Here is a 16,340-nt window from a genome sequence, read left to right on the forward strand (position 1 = left end):
GTGGTTCCCGCGTCCTGAAAACGCCTGGCTTGGTCATCCAAGCAACTCAGACACGCTTCGTGTGAACGGTGTTTTACGGCCCACAATGCATTGAGCCCGTGCTGGGCATCCCCCAGTTCACGGGCTCAACTGTGCAACGCACAGTGCAGGACTCAAGTTATCACGCCATCCATGACACACCAATGACAGTGTGGCGATAAGCAAATGGACAACGTGTCGAGAATAAAGCGGAAGCGCCAACGCGAACTCACACGACGCCACCCACGCACCCGAAGCCGCGCAAGCTCACAATCGACGCTTCCTTCAGGTCAGACGAGGCTGGCGCATCAAAGTTCCGAGCCGGGTGACCGATCAGCCGGCGAAGATGCATTCCAAGCCGTCCAAACCCCTCGAAAACGGCGCTGTTGCGCGACTTTGGTGTTTACAGGCGGTTTCATCTGCCCACCCGTCGGAGTTCGCCTCCAGATGCGCACAGCCACCCTGCCTTGGTTACACTCACCACCTCGCGGCCAAGCTCGACGGGCAGTCACCTCGACCTCCCGATCATCCGCTTTCTCATGACAGGCAATGCAAGCAGTTTCGGCCCCCACTCCTTCCGGCTTTACCTTCCCCGTTCGCGTCTACTATGAAGACACCGATGCAGGCGGGGTGGTGTACTACGCCAACTATCTGAAATTTTTCGAGCGCGCACGAACCGAGTGGTTGCGCGCGCTCGGCGTCGATCAATCGCTGCTGGCCGAACGTACCGGCGCGATCTTCGTCGTACGCGGCCTGGAAGTCAGTTATCGCCGTCCTGCACGCCTGGACGACATGTTGGTAGTCCATGCCCGCATCGAACGCCTGGGCAAGGCTTCCATCGATTTCATCCAGACCTGCGAGCGCGACGGTGAACTAATGGCCAGCGGCCGAGTCCAGGTCGGATGCGTCGATCGCACCGGACTGCGCCCGACCGCCATGCCCGCCGATGTTCGAACTGCCCTGGCGCCGCTGGTAATCGCCCCTTCCGGAATCTGAACCAAGGACTTTGCATGAACGTTTCTCAGGACATGTCGATCCTGTCGCTGGTGTCGCAAGCCAGCATCCCAGTACAGATCGTGATGGTGTTGCTGCTGGTCGTATCACTGACCTCGTGGACCTACATCTTCAGCAAGCACATTGCCATCTCACGCGCCAAGAAGGACACCACGCGCTTCGAAACCGATTTCTGGTCCGGCGGCGACCTGAACATGCTGTATCAGGCCGCCGCCAGCCGCCGTGCCGAAAACGGCGCACTTGCCCGCATCTTCGAAGCCGGCATGGCTGAATTCAGCAAGGGTCGCCAGAACCGGGTTGCCGAAGGCAACCTGCTCGACGGCGCGCGTCGTGCCATGCGCGCGGCCTACCAGCGTGAAATGGATGCGCTCGAAGCCAACCTGAACTTCCTGGCATCGACCGGCTCGGTCAGCCCCTACGTCGGTCTGTTCGGCACCGTCTGGGGCATCATGCAGGCCTTCCGTGGTCTGGCCAACGTGCAGCAAGCCACGCTCGCCAGCGTGGCTCCCGGCATTGCCGAGGCACTGGTCGCGACCGCCATCGGCCTGTTCGCCGCCATTCCGGCCGTGATCGCCTACAACCGCTACTCGCATGACATCGACCGTCTGTCGATTCGCTTCGACAGCTTCATCGACGAGTTCCTGAACATTCTCCAAAGGCAGGTGCGCTAATGCCGTCAGCCCGCTCCGGCAATCGTGGCGGCCGTGGCGGCCGCCGCGCCATGAACGAAATCAACGTCGTGCCGTATATCGACGTGATGCTGGTGTTGCTGGTCATCTTCATGGTGACCGCACCCATGGTGTCCCCGCTGGTCATAGACCTGCCGTCCGTGGGCCGCGCGTCCGTGGTGCCGGTCAAGCCGCTGGAAGTGGTGCTGGGTGCCGACGGCACCGTGTCGCTGCGCGACCTGGAAAAAGGCGAAAGCCAGCCGCGTCCGATTCCGCGCAACGACCTCGCCCGCGTCGCCCGCGAGCGTCAGGCTGCCAAACCCGACCAGCCCGTCGTCATTGCCGCCGATCGCAAGCTGCAATACGAAGCCGTGCTGAAAGTCATGGATGACCTGCAACGCCAGGGCGTCACCCGCGTGGGCCTCTTGGTCCGGCAACAGAGCCAGTAAGCAATGGCTCCAGTCGATCGCACACCGCGACGCCCATACACGCCGCCGACGAAAGGCGTAAACGGCCTGGCGCTCGTGCTTGCCATTGGCATGCACGTGCTGCTGGCCGTTGCGCTGTTCTTTGGCGTGTCGTGGACGACGCGCAACCCGGGCCCGGTACAAGCCGAACTGTGGACTGCGCTGCCGGAACCCGACCAGCCGCGCCCGCGCCCCGTTCCCCAACCCGTTCCTCCGCCAGAACCTGCGCCCCCTCCGCCGCCGCCGCGTCCTGCGCCCCCTCCGCCGCCGCCCACACCGACCCCGGAAGTGGCCAAGCCCGATATCGCCATCGAGCAGGAAAAGCAGCGCAAGGAAACCGAGCGACGTGAAGCCGCTGCTGCCGCCGAACGCGAAAAGCAGCAACAACGCGCCGAACAGGAAAAAGCAGCCGCCGAAAAACGCGAGGCCGACAAGCGCCTGGCGGACAAGGCCGCCGCCGACAAGGCCGCTGCCGAGAAAGCGGCAGCCGAAAAAACGGCTGCTGAAAAAGCTGCCGCCGATAAGCTGGCTGCGCAGAAAGCGGCTGCCGACAAGGCTGCCGCTGAAAAGCTCGCAGCTGAAAAAGCGGCAGCTGAAAAGCTGGCTGCCGAGAAGAAAGCCGCAGCTGACAAGGCTGCTGCACAGAAGGCAGCTGCCGAGAAAGCCGCTGCTGACAAAGCTGCCGCCGAACGGGACCAGAAATTGCGGGAGGCCTTCCGCAGCGACGGTGCCAAGGCAGCCGGTCTGGAAGGTGGACGCGCTGGTGGCACTGCTGCCCGCAACCAGGCAGGTGGAGGTGGCGGCGATGGTGGCTACGGCGACCTGGTCCGTGCCTGCGTCAAACCCAACGTGATCTATTCCGCAGCCGATGGCGGTTCCGGCGGGGCCAATCCGACCGTGACTTACAACGTGCAGCTCATGCCTACCGGCGAGCAGGCCGGCCCGCCGAGGCTGGTACGCTCCTCAGGCAATGCCGGATTCGACCGTGCGGTCGAAAACGGTATCCGTCGTTGCGATCCTTTCCCGCGTCCGAAAACGGGATCTTTCGCAACCAACATCGAAGTTCAATATCGGATGTTCGACTGATGACTACGACACTCACCGCCAACACTCCCACCCGGTCCGCCGGTTCGAGCCAAGCGCGCGGCCTGGCGGGCCATCTGCGTGCTTTCGCTGTCGCAGCAATCGCCGCTACCGCGCTTGGCGCGGGCGCAGCCCACGCGCAATTGCGTGTGGAAATTTCAGGCGCAGGTGCCTCCCAGTACCCCATCGCCGTTGCTGACTTTGCCTCGGCAGATCCGCAAGGCGCGGAAATTGCCAACATCATCCGTACGGATCTGAACGGCAGCGGCTTGTTCAAGATCATCGACGCCTCGGGTTCGCAATTGTCGGAATCCTCGGCAATCGGTTTCGCCGCTTGGAAGACGCGCGGCGCTGATGCCCTGGCAGTCGGCAGCGCCAATCGCCTGGCCGATGGCCGCATCGACGTGCGTTACCGCCTGGCCGACACCGTCCAGCAATCGCAACTCGACGGCGTGGCAATTACTTCCGCGCCCAGCGAAACCCGCCATACCGCGCACCAGATCGCTGACCGTATCTACGAAAAGCTGACGGGTGTACGTGGCGTATTTGCCACCCGTATTGCCTACGTGCTGAAACGCGGTGACCTGTTCGAGCTGCAGATTGCCGATGCAGACGGCCAGAACGCCCAGACCGCCCTGCGCTCGCGCGAGCCGATCATCTCGCCCTCGTGGTCGCCGGACGGCGGCAAGCTTGCTTACGTAAGCTTCGAATCGCGCAAGCCGGTGGTCTACGTGCACACGCTGTCCAACGGCCAACGCGTGCCGGTTGCCAACTTCAAGGGCAACAACAGCGCGCCGGCCTGGTCGCCGGACGGCAGCACGCTGGCTGTGGTGCTGACGCGTGATGGTCTGTCGCAGATCTATCTGATGAACGCCGACGGTTCGAATCTGCGTCGCCTGACCCAGTCGACTGGCATCGATACCGAGCCGGTTTTCACCCCGGACGGCAAATCTCTGTTGTTTACAAGCGACCGAGGCGGCAGTCCGCAGATTTATCGACTCGATATTTCTAGTGCGCAGGCACAGCGCGTAAGCTTCAAAGGGAACTACAATATTACGCCGCGTATTTCTCCCGATGGAAATACGCTGGCTTATGTGACTCGTCGCGATGGAGGCTATCAGATTGCCGTGCTCGACCTTGCTACTGGCAACGAACTTCTGTTGACCAATGGCGGTCGCGAGCAGTCGCCGACATTCGCGCCAAATGGAAAGTCCGTGCTGTATGCCACCTCGTCGGGTGGTCGTGCAGTCTTGGCGGCCGTGTCCACTGATGGACGCGTCAAGCAGACCTTGTCCGTGATGAGCGGTGAAGTCCGCGAGCCGACTTGGGGTCCTTTCCTGCCGAACTGACCGTCCGACACCGGTTACAGAAACATACCCAATCACGCGAACCATGAATCGACATGCGGCAAGATTTTGCTGTGGCTCGATTCATGCTGGACCTTGAAAGTTTTGACCACCTGTAATTTCCCATCCACCGCCTCTTAAGCTCACTCAGGAGCCCGAGAATGTTCCAACGTATCCTCCGCACGCTCACCATCGCCGGCCTCGCCGCCGTCCTCGCCGCTTGCGGCAGCAACGTCAAGCTTGACGACGCCAACACCACCGCTCCGGTTGAAAACCGTTCGGGCGCAAACGCCTCTGGCGCAAACGGCCGTGCCGTTGCACCGGTTGACGCAAGCCGTAACGGCCTGGACCCGCTGAACGACCCGCGCGGCGTGCTGGCACAACGCTCGGTGTACTTCGACTTCGACAGCTATGTTGTGTCGAACCAGTACAAGGCCCTGGTTGAAAACCACGCACGTTTCCTGGTCCAGAACCCGAGCCGTCGTATCTCGGTCGAAGGCCACACCGATGATCGTGGCGGCAGCGAATACAACCTGGCCCTGGGTCAGCGTCGTTCGGAAGCCGTGCGTCGCGCACTGGTCCTGCTGGGCGTTCGTGACGACCAGATCGAAGCTGTGAGCTTCGGTAAGGAAAAGCCCAAGGCTGCCGGCTCGGATGAAGCTTCGTTCGCCGAAAACCGTCGCGCCGACATCGTCTACCGTTAAGGAAACCTGCCATGCTTCGTGCTTCCCGTTCATTGCGCCTTGCAGCTGTCCTGACCTTGACGGGCGCAAGCCTGTTCAGCGGACCTGCGCACGCACTGTTCTCTGACGATGAAGCCCGTCAGGCCGTCATCGATCTGAGGCGGGAAGCGCGCGAGCGTGCAGACCAACAGACGCAGCAGATTACTGAGGCCACTTCGCGTTCACAACGCGCGCAACTCGAACTGGCTGGCCAGATCGAAGCCTTGCGTCAGGAAGTGGCCCGGTTGCGTGGTCAGCTTGAATTGGCAACCAAGGAAGTGGCCGATACACAACGGCGTCAGAAGGATTTGTATCTGGACATCGATACACGTCTGAAGAAACTGGAGCCGCAAGCCGCTACCATCGACGGCCAACAGGCCTTCGTGGACCCCAATGAAAAGCGCGTCTACGACGCCGCCATCGACCTGTTCCGCAACGGCGCTTACGCCGATGCGGTGCCGGCCCTGTCAGGGTTCCTGCGTCAGTATCCGCAAAGTGCTTTTGCACCGGTAGCGCAGTTCTACATCGGTAGCAGCCAGTACGCGCTGAAGGACTACAAGGCAGCAATCGCACAGCAGCAAGCCCTGGTTCGCCAGTGGCCGCAAAACGTGCGTGCGCCCGATGCCTTGCTGGTCATGGCCGCAAGCCAGGTCGAACTCAATGACAAAAAGTCCGCGCGTGCCACGCTCGAACGCATCGTCAATGAGTACGGTCAGGCTCCGGCAGCACAAACTGCACGCGAACGACTCGAATTGTTGCGTTAAGACCTGCTTTTGACTTGACGGGTGCCATATAAACCCGGCATAATCTTTTGCTGTTCTCGGGGGTCGTTAGCTCAGTCGGTAGAGCACCGGACTTTTAATCCGATGGTCGCGCGTTCGAGTCGCGCACGACCCACCAGTTGATTTACTCAGAGCCAGGCGCAAGCCAAGTTTTGATAAAGAAATGTAGAACAGCAAGGCAGTACCAAAAAGCGCAGTACAAAAGCGCAGTACGCAAGACAAACATCAAGCCCTCGTCACTACGAGGGCTTTTTGTTTTGGTGCATGGTTTATGGGCGCGGGCTTCAACGTGAACCTGTTTGATGCGGGCTGTGTGCATGGCGCTCCGCTCTGTCTACATTTTCGCTCTGCCCCTCGCTAGCCCTCCCGTCCATTGCTGACACGCCATCGCAAGTTTTCATACGCGAGTTGCTCAGCATGCTCTCCGCCATTTAGCGTGAAGCTTTGCCACCCAGTTCTTGTGCAAAGCAAGGCTGGTCTAGAATGCCGTTCATGGTCACGCCGCATTCCGTGCCGCTTCCACTCGGCAATATCGCTTCCACCTCGCGCCCGGGCAATCGCCCTGCCGTGCGACGGGCCGTGTCCTGGCACGTTGCCCTGGTCGTGGCCATGCTGGGATTCGTGTTGCGTGCCTTGGTGCCCGTGGGCTTCATGCCCGACGCGCAGGCAATGCAGGTCGGCCATATTGAACTGACGCTGTGCTCGCCCAATGCGCCAGGGGCCAGAGCCATCAGCATCCTGCTTGCGCCTGATGCAGCCGATGCAAGCTTGCCCAGTGGATGGTCTGCAGCCCTGCCCGGCGCAGACAGCACCAGCCCGTATCCGCTGACAGACAAGGCCCTCGGCCATCCGTCCGATTCGCATGCCGACGCCACCGACTGCCCCTTCGCCTTGATGGCGGCTCAGGGGGTAATAGGCTCGGCGGAAATCGGCTTTGTTCAGACTGCAGCCGTTCACATCCCCCACGTTTCGCTTGTCCAGGGCGCCGTCCTGGCCCTGCCTGTTCTTGGCCCTCCCCTCGGGTCCCGCGCGCCCCCTGCCATCGCCTGACAGCCTCGCCACATGTTGCTCACGTCTGGTAGCTGATGCCGGCCGTTGAAGTTCCAGCAGATAAAAGCCAGCAAGTGCAGATCCGGTACTTATCGCGTTGATATGTACATGGTCCGGCATATGCCAGCGCTGCGATCCTTCACCTTCAGGTACACGCAATCGAAAGCGATGCTGCACCCTTATGCCGACACGCCACCGCTGCCCACGCAGCCCGGCCCGGCACCTGACAGTCATTCGGATGGCTACGCCCAACGTGTTCCTCGCGTCGGGTGCCAGCACATCTGCCAGCCAGTTCTACGAGACGACGATGAAAAAGATGATGACGCCGGATATTGCCCCCGGTTCGATCGCCAGCCTGAATGCTGATTCGAGCGCCAACCCTGCGCGACGCCGGGTGCTGCTGTCGCTGGCAGCCGCTGCCGCACTGCCCTTGGCCGCCTGCGGTCGCGACGGGCAGTTGAAGAACGTCCACGGCATTGATCTTACCGATGCCAAATGGTCGGCCGATTTCAGCCTGAAAGATCCGGACGGCAAGACCCGCAGCATTGCCGATTTCAAAGACAAGCTCGTCATGCTGTTCTTCGGCTTCACGCAATGCCCGGACGTCTGCCCGACGACCCTGGCCCGCGCGGCGCAGGTCAAGGCAGGTCTGGGGGCCGATGGCAGCAAGCTGCAGGTGCTGTTCATCACGGTGGACCCGGAACGCGACACGCCCGATGTGCTGCGCGCCTACACCACTGCCTTCGATCCGGGCTTCCTGGGCTTGTACGGCGACGCCAAGCAGACCGTGGACACCGCCAAGGCCTTCAAGGTGTTCTTCCAAAAGGTGCCCACCGGCAGTTCCTACACCATGGAACACACTGCCCTGACCTACGTATTCGACACACGTGGCCAACTGCGGCTTGCCTTGCGACATGAACAGACGGCAGCCGAATGCCTGTCGGATATCCGCCAGCTGGTGTAAGCCACCTGTGCATGACCACGCTGTCGCCGGCCAACCCGCCCGCACAGCATCCTGACCAAGATTCGAAGAGACCTGCGATGACAAAAACAACCTTGACCAGCCACGCACTGAAACTGCTTTGCCTGGCTGCCCTGTCCCTGGTGGTGTCCGCCGCTCGCGCCGATGTGCGCGTGGAAGACCCCTGGGTGCGTGCCACCGTGCCCGGGCAGTCTGCCTCGGGCGCATTCATGCGCCTGACCTCGTCGGCACCGGCCAAGCTGGTGTCCGCCAGTGCAAAAATTGCCGACTCGGTTGAAGTGCACGAGATGAGCATGACCGACAACGTCATGCGCATGAAGCAGATTCCTGCACTCGACCTGCCTGCCGGCAAGACGGTTGAACTGGCACCGGGCGGGTATCACATCATGTTCTTCAAGCTGCATTCGCAATTGAAGGATGGCGACACGGTACCCATGACCCTGGTATTTGAAGACGCCCAAGGCAAGCGCAGCTCGGTGGATGTGCAGGCACCCGTGCGACCGCTGACGGCGGCGATGCCGGCCGGACACGGCGCACATGCAGGGCACGGCGCGCACAAATAAAACGCGGCAAGACTAGTTCGGTAACAGGTGCGCCAAGCCTATCAGGGCACGAACGCAACACGCGGTGCCCTGATCAAACGACAGCCCACTGACCGCGCCAACGTTCGCCGTACTGGCTCATCAAACAAGCCATCTCGCAGCACGACATTCATCGCCTCGTCGTGATGAAAAACGCCCTGAAAGTCGGACACCAATCCCGACTCCAGGGCGTTTTTTCGTGCTCGATAAAACCAGGTTTTCGCTGATTTCAGGAGCGTTCACTAGCTGCGTTTGATCAGCCGCTTGAACCACTGCTCCACGTCGTCCACATAGGTGAACACCGAGGGCACCACCAGCAGACTCAGCACTGTCGACGTGATCAGCCCGCCGATCACCGCGATCGCCATCGGTGAACGGAAGCTGGGGTCAGCCGCGCCCCAACCCACCGCAATCGGCAACATGCCGGCACCCATCGCCAGCGTGGTCATGATGATGGGTCGTGCCCGCTTGTGGCAGGCATCGATCAAGGCGTCGAAGCGGCTCATGCCGTGGTCACGGCGCGCCACGATTGCGTATTCCACCAGCAGGATCGAGTTCTTGGTTGCAATGCCCATCAGCATGATCAACCCGATCAAGGACGGCATCGAGAAGCTCTTGTTGGCGATCAGCAGACCGACAAACGCGCCGCCCAGCGCCAGGGGCAAGGCCGCCAGAATGGTCAGCGGGTGCAGCACATCCTTGAACAGCAACACCAGCACGATGTAGATGCACAGCACGCCCGTCAGCATGGCCAGGCCGAAGCTCTCGAACAACTCGCCCATCACTTCGGCGTCCCCGATCTCGACCACATGCACACCGGCCGGCAACTGCTTGACCGAGGGCAGCTGCTGCACGGCACGGGCCACATCGCCCAGCGGCATCCCGGACAGTTCGATCTCGAAGTTGATGTTGCGCGACCGGTCGTAACGATCGATGATCGCCGGCCCGCTGGCCATCTCAAGCGTTGCCACCTGGTTCAGCATGACGGGGCCACGGGTGCCCGGCACCATCAGCCGTTCGATTGCGCCCATGTCCTGACGGGCACGGTCGTCCAGACGCACCACAATCGGCACCTGACGCTGTGACAGGTTCAGCTTGGGCAAGGACACATCGTAATCACCCAGCGTGGCAATCCGCAGCGTTTCGCCGATCGAGGCGCTGGTCACGCCCAGGTCGGCTGCGCGCGCAAAGTTCGGTCGCACGGCAATCTCAGGGCGCACCAGGCTTGCGGTGGACGTGATGGTACCCAGACCGGGAATGGTGCGCAGGTCGCGTTCCACGGCACGGGCAGCGGTGATCAGCGCCTGGGGATCTTCGCCCGTCAGCGCCAGAATGTACTTCTCGCCAGATCCACCCAGCCCGACCTTGCTGCGAATACCGGGCAAGGACACCAACGCCTGTCGGATGTTGTTCTCAATGCCCTGCTTGCGCGGTCGCTCGGCCCGAGGTGCCAGCATGATGGTAAGCGTGGCCCTGCGGGTCTCGCCTTGTGCCGACGATGCCATCGGATCAGAGCCAGCCTTGCCTGCGCCGATGGTGGTGTACACGTGCCGCACATGCTCCACCGCGGCAATCCGGGTACGCGCCTGCTCGGCTACCACCAGGGTCTGCGACAAGGTGGTGCCTGGTGGCAGCTCCAGATAGACCTGGGTCTGCGAGTTGTCGTCAGGCGGCAGGAAGCCGGTTGGCAACAACGGGATCATCGCAATCGAGCCGAAGAAGAAGATGGTCGCCGCAATCATCGTCACCAGACGATGCTTCAGGCACCACGCACTGATCTTCAGGTAGCGGTCCATCCAGAACGGATCGCGGTGGCCGCCTACCAGCGGCTTCATGATGTAGGCCGCCATCATCGGGGTCAGCACCCGCGCCACCACCAGCGACGCAAACACCGCCAGAGACGCCGTCCAGCCGAATTGCTTGAAGAACTTGCCGGCCACACCGCTCATGAAGGCAGTCGGCAGGAACACGGCAATCAGCGTGAAGGTGGTGGCCACCACCGCCAGCCCGATCTCGTCGGCAGCTTCCATCGCCGCCTCGTAAGGTGACTTGCCCATGCGCAAGTGCCGCACGATGTTCTCGACCTCGACGATGGCATCGTCGACCAGAATGCCGATCACCAGCGACAAGGCCAGCAGCGTAATGATATTGATCGAAAAGCCCAGCACGTACATGCCGATGAAGGCCGGGATCACCGACAAGGGCAAGGCTACTGCCGACACAAAGGTTGCGCGCCAGTCCCGCAGGAACAGCCACACCACGATCACCGCCAGAATGCCGCCTTCGTACAGCAGGTGCATCGATGCGTCGTACTCGTCCTGCACCGGGGTAACGAAGTTGAAGGCTTCGTTGATCTGCAAGTCGGGGCGTTGTTCGCGCAGCGTGGCAAGCGCTTCCTGAATGCCCGCCCCCACCGACACTTCGCTTTCACCCCGGCTGCGCGATACCTCGAAGCCGACCACCGGTTTGCCGTCGTACAAGGCTGCCGAGCGTTGTTCCGCGATGGTGTCGGTCACCGTGGCGATCTCGCCCAGACGAACGCGACGACCATCGTTCAAGGCCAGTTCCAGCTGCGCCAGTTCGTCGGCCGATTGCACGGTGGCCAGCGTGCGAACAGGCTGTTCACCACCGCCGATATCGGTTCGACCGCCTGAGCTTTCGTTCTGTACCTGACGCAGCCGGCGCGATACCTCCGCCGCCGTCGCGCCCAGCGCCTGCATGCGGGCCGGGTCGAGCGCCACGCGCACTTCACGGGTGACCCCACCCACCCGCGTCACACCACCTACGCCCGGCACCGCCAGCAAGCGGCGCGACACGTCGTTGTCCACGAACCAGGACAAGGCTTCCGGGTCCATCCGCGACGAGGCGATGGTGAACGCCAGAACAGGCTGCGCCGCCATGTCGAGCTTGTTGACGATGGGGTCGCGCACGTCGCCGGGCAGGTCGGCACGCACGCGCGACACGGCCGAGCGCACATCGTCCACCGCTTCCTGCACGGGCTTTTCCAGGCGGAACTCGACCGTCAGCGTGACCGCACCGTCTTGCACCTTGGTGTAGATGTGCTTCAGGCCCTGCACGGTCGCGATCGAATTCTCGATCTTGCGGGCAACCTCGGTTTCCAGCTGAGCCGGTGCGGCCCCCGGCAAGGCAACCGTCACCAATACGGTGGGCAGGTCGATGTCGGGGAAGTTCTGCACCTTCATCGCGCTGAAGGAAAACGCGCCTGCGAAGGTCAGCAGGACAAACAGCATCAAGGCCGGAATGGGGTTGCGGATCGACCAGGACGAGACATTCATGGCTTGGCGACCGGTAAGGCAGGCGTGGTGGTGGAGATCGGGGCCGGTGCAGCAGCAGGCGAAGCACTGCCAGCCGCACCGGACGCAGCCGCGTCATCGGTAATGCGCACCAGATCACCATCCGTCAGGAAGGCGGCCCCGCGCACCACCACGTGCGCATCGGCAGGCAAGCCCTCGACAATCTCCACTTGGTCGCCCAGGCGGCGTCCGGTGCGCACCTTGGCCTGCACCACATGGCCGGTGTCGCCCGTGCGGTCGCGCAGATGGAACACATAGCTGAACCCATCGCGCAGCAACACCGACTGCTGCGGCACCGTGACCGCAGCAGAGGTGCCCAACACGAATTCTCCATGCGCGAACATGCCAGCCTTGACCGGCATTGTGCTGTCGGCCGATACCGGCAAATCGACGTAGACCAGCGCATTGCGGGTCTGCGGATCGACCGTCGGCGCGATCATGCGCACCGTGCCTTCCAGGCTGGCACCGCTGGGCGCAGTCACCTGCACTTTGGTCCCTGCTCCCAGCCGACCCAGCTCAGTTGAGATCACTTCGGCACGCCATTCCAGGCGTCCCTTGCGGATCATGCGGAACAGTTCGGTACCCACGCCCACCACCGAGCCAACCGTTGCCGTGCGCGAAGAGATCACGCCGTCATCAGGTGCCAGCACACGGGTCTGCACCAGGCGCAGTTGCTGTGCATCCAGCGTGGCCTTGGCGGACTCAACCCGCGCACGCGCCGTATCTGCCGTGGTCTGGTACTGATTGATCTGCTGCACGCTCAGTGCACCGGTGCGTTGCAGGCTTTGCGCACGCGTGGCATTGGCTGCGGCGTCCGATGCATTGGCGTTGGCTTCCGCCACGGCGGCACGCGCCTGGGCAACCTCGGCCATGACGGTTTCGCTGGCGAACACCGCCAGCACCTGGCCGGCCTTCACGGTATCACCCACGTTGACCCGCACTTCCTTCAGGCGCAGGCCGTTGGCTTCGGACCCAAGCACGGCTTCCTGCCACGCCACGATGTTGCCGTTCGCCCCCAGGGTGATCGGCAACTGCACACGCTGCGGCAGCACGGTGGCCACCGTCAGCGAGGGATTGCCGGCCGGGGCCGCGGGCGTCGCAGCAGGCGGCGTGGGGCCGGGGGGTGAAGAAGGCAGGAACTTCATGCCGACAAACACCGCGGCTGCGACAGCCGCCAGGATCAGCAGCACGGATACGGGTTTCAGCTTCATTGGGATGACTTGCCTGCTTGAGTGGGGAGTGTGGGGCGGGTCCATCCGCCGCCCATGGCGCGATACAGCGAAATCCACGCAGAGATGCGTTCGCGCTGCAGCGTCACCACGTTCATCTGTGCGGCCAGCGCGGTGCGGCGCACGTCTTCCATTTCGATCAGGCTGCCCAGCCCGCCGCGATAACTGGCCTCGGCCGCGACGAACGCCGCGCGATAGCCGTCGGCCGCCGCCTGCGCATCGGCGCTGCGGTCAATTGATGACTGCAAGGCCACCAGTGCCTGTTCGACTTCCCGTACCGCGTCGCGCACCTTGACGCGATACAGGGCTACCGCTTCTTCGTAACGCGCACGCGCCGCTGCCGCATCGGCTGCTCGACGCCCGCCATCGAACAAGGGCACATTCAGTTCAAGCGGACCAATCGACCAGGTGGCCGAGGTGGTGTTCACACCCTGAGTCCGCACCAGGCCACTGCCGATCGAGCCAGTCAGCCGCAGGCTGGGATAACGTGCCGCTTCTGCAGTGCCGACATCGGCGCTGGCGGCTGCCACGTCCCGCTCCAGGGCGTAGATATCGGGCCGCTGAGCCAGCAACTGCGCGGGCACCTCAGGCACGGCAAACGGCGTCACGATGCGGGTCGGGGCCTGCATCAACTTTTCGCGCAGCATGGGTTCGGGCAAGTCGGTCAAACCAACCAGCGTCTTCACTTCTGTATCGCACTGGGCACGCTGCTGGGTCAGCCGGCCCGAGGCTTCGGCAGCGCTTGCGCGGGCCAGCTCGGCGTTGGCAGGAGACTGAAACCCTGCGTCGGCGCTCAGCGTCGTCAGGCGCGAGGTTTCGCTGCGAGATCCGGCATCGTCACGCATCACGGCCAGCGTGTCGCCGCAGCTGCGCAAGGTGAAATAGCGGTCGGCGGTTTCCGCCGCCACCGACACCCGTGCATCGTGCCACTGTGCCTGTGCGCCTTCGAAGCGCGCCTGCGCGGCGTCGCGCGCCGCGCGATTGCCGCCGAACAGATCGGTTTCCCACGACGCCTGGATGGTGCCCTGCGCAATGGTGGCAACGCCAAGCGTCTGCTGGCTGAAACCACGACTGGCGTTGGCCGCGCCATCCACGCTGGGACCAAGCGCCGCGCCGGCACTCACGCGCGTGGCACGGGCCTGTTCGATGCGCGAGCGCGCCTGCGCCAAGGTCCCGCTGGCGCTTTCCGCCGCCACAATCAGTTCCACCAGCAGCGGGTCTTGCAGACTGCCCCACCACTGACCCAGCTGATCAAGCGAGCCATCATGCGGCACCGGCGCGTACCACCCTGCAGGCGGGGTAACGGGTGCTTCGGTGGGCGGCATCGAGGGCGCGGCACACGCCGTCAGCAACAGCGCCAGGCAAGCGGTGACGGGCAATCGGGGCGACAGGCAGTCACCAAATGCAAACGACGAGAGGCGGAGGATCATCGCGGGATTAAAACATGGCGGCCAAGTCGGGATGGGCTATCGTTACCAACGCCGTTACTGCCGCCCTGCAGGCAGCGCACGCGTGGTTACGGATAGTCGGAATCGAAGCAGAAAAGCATTACATATGTGCCCGCGATGACTTCGTTTCCTTCCCCATCGATGCGTTGACTACGCGCCAGTCGAGCGCCGTGCGCATGCCGCCCCCGCGCACTGCCCACTGCTCACCGCGCACCACCAGGAGATATCTGCATGTCATCCCGCACCCTGTACGAACTTGCCGGCGCTGACCCTACGCGCCTGTTCAGCCCGTTTTGCTGGCGCACCCGTCTGGCACTGGCCCACAAGGGCCTGGATGTCCAGACCATGCCCTGGCGCATGAGCGACAAGGAAGCCATTGCGTTCTCCGGCCAGGGCAAGGTGCCGGTGCTGGTGGACGGCAACCATGTCGTGTCGGACTCATGGCAGATCGCGCTGTACCTGGAAAAGACCTACCCGGACGCGCCATCCCTGTTCGGGGGCGAAGGCGGCATGCCTGCGGTGCGTTTCATCAATGCCTGGGCCGACGGCATACTGATGGCCGACATGAGCCGGCTGGTGGCCGTGGACATACCGGGCCACATGACTGCGGAAGACGCCGCGTACTTCCGCAGCACCCGGGAAGCGCGTTTCGGCGCACCGCTGGAAACCGTCTGCGCCAACCGCGAACAAGACGTCGAACGTTTCCGTCAGAACCTGCTGCCGATCCGCCTGGCATTGCGCGCTGCGCCCTTCCTGGGCGGCGACACCCCGCACTACGCCGATTACAGCGTGTTCGGTCCTTTCCAGTGGGCGCGCTGCATCAGCGATTTCCCGCTGTTGAAGGCGGACGACCCGGTTGCCGACTGGGCCGAGCGCATGCTGGCCGCCTTCGATGGACTGGCAGCCAAGGTACCGGGGTATAAGATCGCGGCATGACGCTTCTCGACACCGCAATGAACAAGGCATCGGACGACACGGCATCGGACGACACCTCACCGAATGCCATTGCCGATCTCGCCACGGGCACCACATTGATTTCACGCAGCATCGACAGCCTGGTCGAACAGGGTTGGGCACAGCAAGACGATTTCCTGCCTGCCCCCCTGAGCGCGGCGCTGGCCGCCGAATGCCTTGCCTTGACCGAACGCGGCCAATTGAAATTTGCCGGTGTCGGACGCGGTGCCGCACAGCAGTTGCGCCCCGACATTCGGGGTGACCGCATTCAGTGGTTGAAGCACGGTCAATCACCGGCCTGCGATGAATATCTGGCCTTGATGGACAGCCTGCGCACCGCACTCAACCAAAGCCTGTATCTGGGGCTGGAAGAATACGAAAGCCACTTCGCCTACTACCCTACCGGCGCGTTCTACCAAAAACATCTGGACCGCTTCCGTGACGACGACCGCCGCACCGTATCGGTAGTGATCTATTTGAACGCCGACTGGCAAGCCGCTGACGGTGGCGCGCTGCGCTTGCATCCGCAAGACAAGCCTACTGAGGACATCTTGCCGCTGGCTGGCCGCATGGCCATGTTCATGTCTGCCGACCTGCTGCACGAAGTGCTGCCTGCCACCCGCGATCGCATGTCGATTGCGGGCTGGTTCCGCCGGCGTGCGAATTAAGCGGTACTGCGGTC

General features: G+C 62.8%; 15 protein-coding genes and 1 tRNA gene. 13 read left to right on the top strand and 3 right to left on the bottom strand.

Features of this window, described 5'->3' with window-relative positions; translation table 11 throughout:
• Positions 1-567: 567 nt before the first annotated feature.
• The 11 genes from ybgC (at position 568) to FXN63_RS21605 (ending at position 8,695) form a co-directional block, all read left to right on the top strand.
• Positions 568-1,014: a tol-pal system-associated acyl-CoA thioesterase gene (gene ybgC / locus FXN63_RS21555; protein WP_148817422.1), complete on the top strand. Its 447-nt coding sequence runs from the start codon at positions 568-570 to the stop codon at positions 1,012-1,014.
• A gap of 14 nt (positions 1,015-1,028) precedes the next feature.
• A complete protein-coding gene (gene tolQ / locus FXN63_RS21560) occupies positions 1,029-1,703 on the top strand; it encodes a protein TolQ (RefSeq protein ID WP_148817424.1) in 675 nt (224 codons plus the stop codon).
• Positions 1,703-2,149: an ExbD/TolR family protein gene (locus FXN63_RS21565; protein ID WP_148817426.1), complete on the top strand. Its 447-nt coding sequence runs from the start codon at positions 1,703-1,705 to the stop codon at positions 2,147-2,149. Before tolQ ends, FXN63_RS21565 begins: the two co-directional genes overlap by 1 nt.
• Positions 2,150-2,152: 3 nt before the next feature.
• Entirely contained in the window at positions 2,153-3,253 is a 1,101-nt protein-coding gene (gene tolA, locus FXN63_RS21570) for a cell envelope integrity protein TolA (protein ID WP_148817428.1), read from the top strand.
• Complete coding sequence (gene tolB, locus FXN63_RS21575; RefSeq protein WP_148817430.1) at positions 3,253-4,599, top strand: Tol-Pal system beta propeller repeat protein TolB; 1,347 nt, start codon at positions 3,253-3,255, stop codon at positions 4,597-4,599. The genes tolA and tolB overlap by 1 nt, the downstream gene beginning before the upstream one ends.
• Before the next feature lie 158 nt (positions 4,600-4,757).
• Positions 4,758-5,300, top strand: coding sequence for a peptidoglycan-associated lipoprotein Pal (pal, locus tag FXN63_RS21580; RefSeq protein WP_148817432.1), 543 nt, complete (start codon positions 4,758-4,760; stop codon positions 5,298-5,300).
• An 11-nt stretch (positions 5,301-5,311) separates the two neighbouring features.
• Positions 5,312-6,082, top strand: a complete 771-nt coding sequence (ybgF, locus tag FXN63_RS21585) for a tol-pal system protein YbgF (RefSeq protein WP_148817434.1) — start codon at positions 5,312-5,314, stop codon at positions 6,080-6,082.
• Between the two features lie 60 nt (positions 6,083-6,142).
• Positions 6,143-6,218: transfer RNA gene (locus FXN63_RS21590), tRNA-Lys, on the top strand.
• 374 nt (positions 6,219-6,592) lie between these two features.
• A complete protein-coding gene (locus tag FXN63_RS21595; RefSeq protein WP_148817436.1) occupies positions 6,593-7,150 on the top strand; it encodes a hypothetical protein in 558 nt (185 codons plus the stop codon).
• 316 nt (positions 7,151-7,466) lie between these two features.
• The gene (locus FXN63_RS21600; protein WP_425468745.1) at positions 7,467-8,114 is read left to right on the top strand and encodes an SCO family protein; all 648 of its coding nucleotides are present in this window, start codon (positions 7,467-7,469) and stop codon (positions 8,112-8,114) included.
• Between the two features lie 77 nt (positions 8,115-8,191).
• Positions 8,192-8,695, top strand: coding sequence for a copper chaperone PCu(A)C (locus FXN63_RS21605; RefSeq protein WP_148817437.1), 504 nt, complete (start codon positions 8,192-8,194; stop codon positions 8,693-8,695).
• Between the two features lie 260 nt (positions 8,696-8,955).
• Here the strand turns inward: FXN63_RS21605 and FXN63_RS21610 are convergent, their stop codons facing one another.
• From FXN63_RS21610 to FXN63_RS21620, 3 genes are read right to left on the bottom strand one after another with little or no spacing between them, the layout of a single operon-like run.
• Positions 8,956-12,009: an efflux RND transporter permease subunit gene (locus tag FXN63_RS21610; RefSeq protein ID WP_148817439.1), complete on the bottom strand. Its 3,054-nt coding sequence runs from the start codon at positions 12,007-12,009 to the stop codon at positions 8,956-8,958.
• Positions 12,006-13,238: an efflux RND transporter periplasmic adaptor subunit gene (locus FXN63_RS21615; RefSeq protein WP_148817441.1), complete on the bottom strand. Its 1,233-nt coding sequence runs from the start codon at positions 13,236-13,238 to the stop codon at positions 12,006-12,008. The genes FXN63_RS21610 and FXN63_RS21615 overlap by 4 nt, the downstream gene beginning before the upstream one ends.
• On the bottom strand, positions 13,235-14,686 hold the full coding sequence (locus FXN63_RS21620) for an efflux transporter outer membrane subunit (protein WP_148817443.1): 1,452 nt from the start codon (positions 14,684-14,686) through the stop codon (positions 13,235-13,237). The genes FXN63_RS21615 and FXN63_RS21620 overlap by 4 nt, the downstream gene beginning before the upstream one ends.
• Before the next feature lie 249 nt (positions 14,687-14,935).
• Between FXN63_RS21620 and FXN63_RS21625 the strand changes: the two genes are divergently transcribed.
• A complete protein-coding gene (locus tag FXN63_RS21625) occupies positions 14,936-15,640 on the top strand; it encodes a glutathione S-transferase family protein (protein ID WP_148817445.1) in 705 nt (234 codons plus the stop codon).
• Positions 15,637-16,326, top strand: coding sequence for a 2OG-Fe(II) oxygenase (locus FXN63_RS21630; protein ID WP_246164930.1), 690 nt, complete (start codon positions 15,637-15,639; stop codon positions 16,324-16,326). The genes FXN63_RS21625 and FXN63_RS21630 overlap by 4 nt, the downstream gene beginning before the upstream one ends.
• Positions 16,327-16,340 lie beyond the last annotated feature (14 nt).

The organism is Pigmentiphaga aceris (assembly GCF_008119665.1).
Taxonomy (GTDB): domain Bacteria; phylum Pseudomonadota; class Gammaproteobacteria; order Burkholderiales; family Burkholderiaceae_B; genus Pigmentiphaga; species Pigmentiphaga aceris.

Bases quoted from the DNA above. Each gene is read 5' to 3' on its own strand.
- FXN63_RS21610 (WP_148817439.1), bottom strand. From the start codon at position 12,009: ATGAATGTCTCGTCCTGGTCGATCCGCAACCCCATTCCGGCCTTGATG.
- tolB (WP_148817430.1), top strand. From the start codon at position 3,253: ATGACTACGACACTCACCGCCAACACTCCCACCCGGTCCGCCGGTTCG.
- tolA (WP_148817428.1), top strand. From the start codon at position 2,153: ATGGCTCCAGTCGATCGCACACCGCGACGCCCATACACGCCGCCGACG.
- FXN63_RS21620 (WP_148817443.1), bottom strand. From the start codon at position 14,686: ATGATCCTCCGCCTCTCGTCGTTTGCATTTGGTGACTGCCTGTCGCCC.
- FXN63_RS21605 (WP_148817437.1), top strand. From the start codon at position 8,192: ATGACAAAAACAACCTTGACCAGCCACGCACTGAAACTGCTTTGCCTG.
- FXN63_RS21625 (WP_148817445.1), top strand. From the start codon at position 14,936: ATGTCATCCCGCACCCTGTACGAACTTGCCGGCGCTGACCCTACGCGC.
- ybgC (WP_148817422.1), top strand. From the start codon at position 568: ATGCAAGCAGTTTCGGCCCCCACTCCTTCCGGCTTTACCTTCCCCGTT.
- pal (WP_148817432.1), top strand. From the start codon at position 4,758: ATGTTCCAACGTATCCTCCGCACGCTCACCATCGCCGGCCTCGCCGCC.
- FXN63_RS21595 (WP_148817436.1), top strand. From the start codon at position 6,593: ATGGTCACGCCGCATTCCGTGCCGCTTCCACTCGGCAATATCGCTTCC.
- FXN63_RS21630 (WP_246164930.1), top strand. From the start codon at position 15,637: ATGACGCTTCTCGACACCGCAATGAACAAGGCATCGGACGACACGGCA.
- ybgF (WP_148817434.1), top strand. From the start codon at position 5,312: ATGCTTCGTGCTTCCCGTTCATTGCGCCTTGCAGCTGTCCTGACCTTG.
- FXN63_RS21615 (WP_148817441.1), bottom strand. From the start codon at position 13,238: ATGAAGCTGAAACCCGTATCCGTGCTGCTGATCCTGGCGGCTGTCGCA.
- FXN63_RS21565 (WP_148817426.1), top strand. From the start codon at position 1,703: ATGCCGTCAGCCCGCTCCGGCAATCGTGGCGGCCGTGGCGGCCGCCGC.
- tolQ (WP_148817424.1), top strand. From the start codon at position 1,029: ATGAACGTTTCTCAGGACATGTCGATCCTGTCGCTGGTGTCGCAAGCC.
- FXN63_RS21600 (WP_425468745.1), top strand. From the start codon at position 7,467: ATGATGACGCCGGATATTGCCCCCGGTTCGATCGCCAGCCTGAATGCT.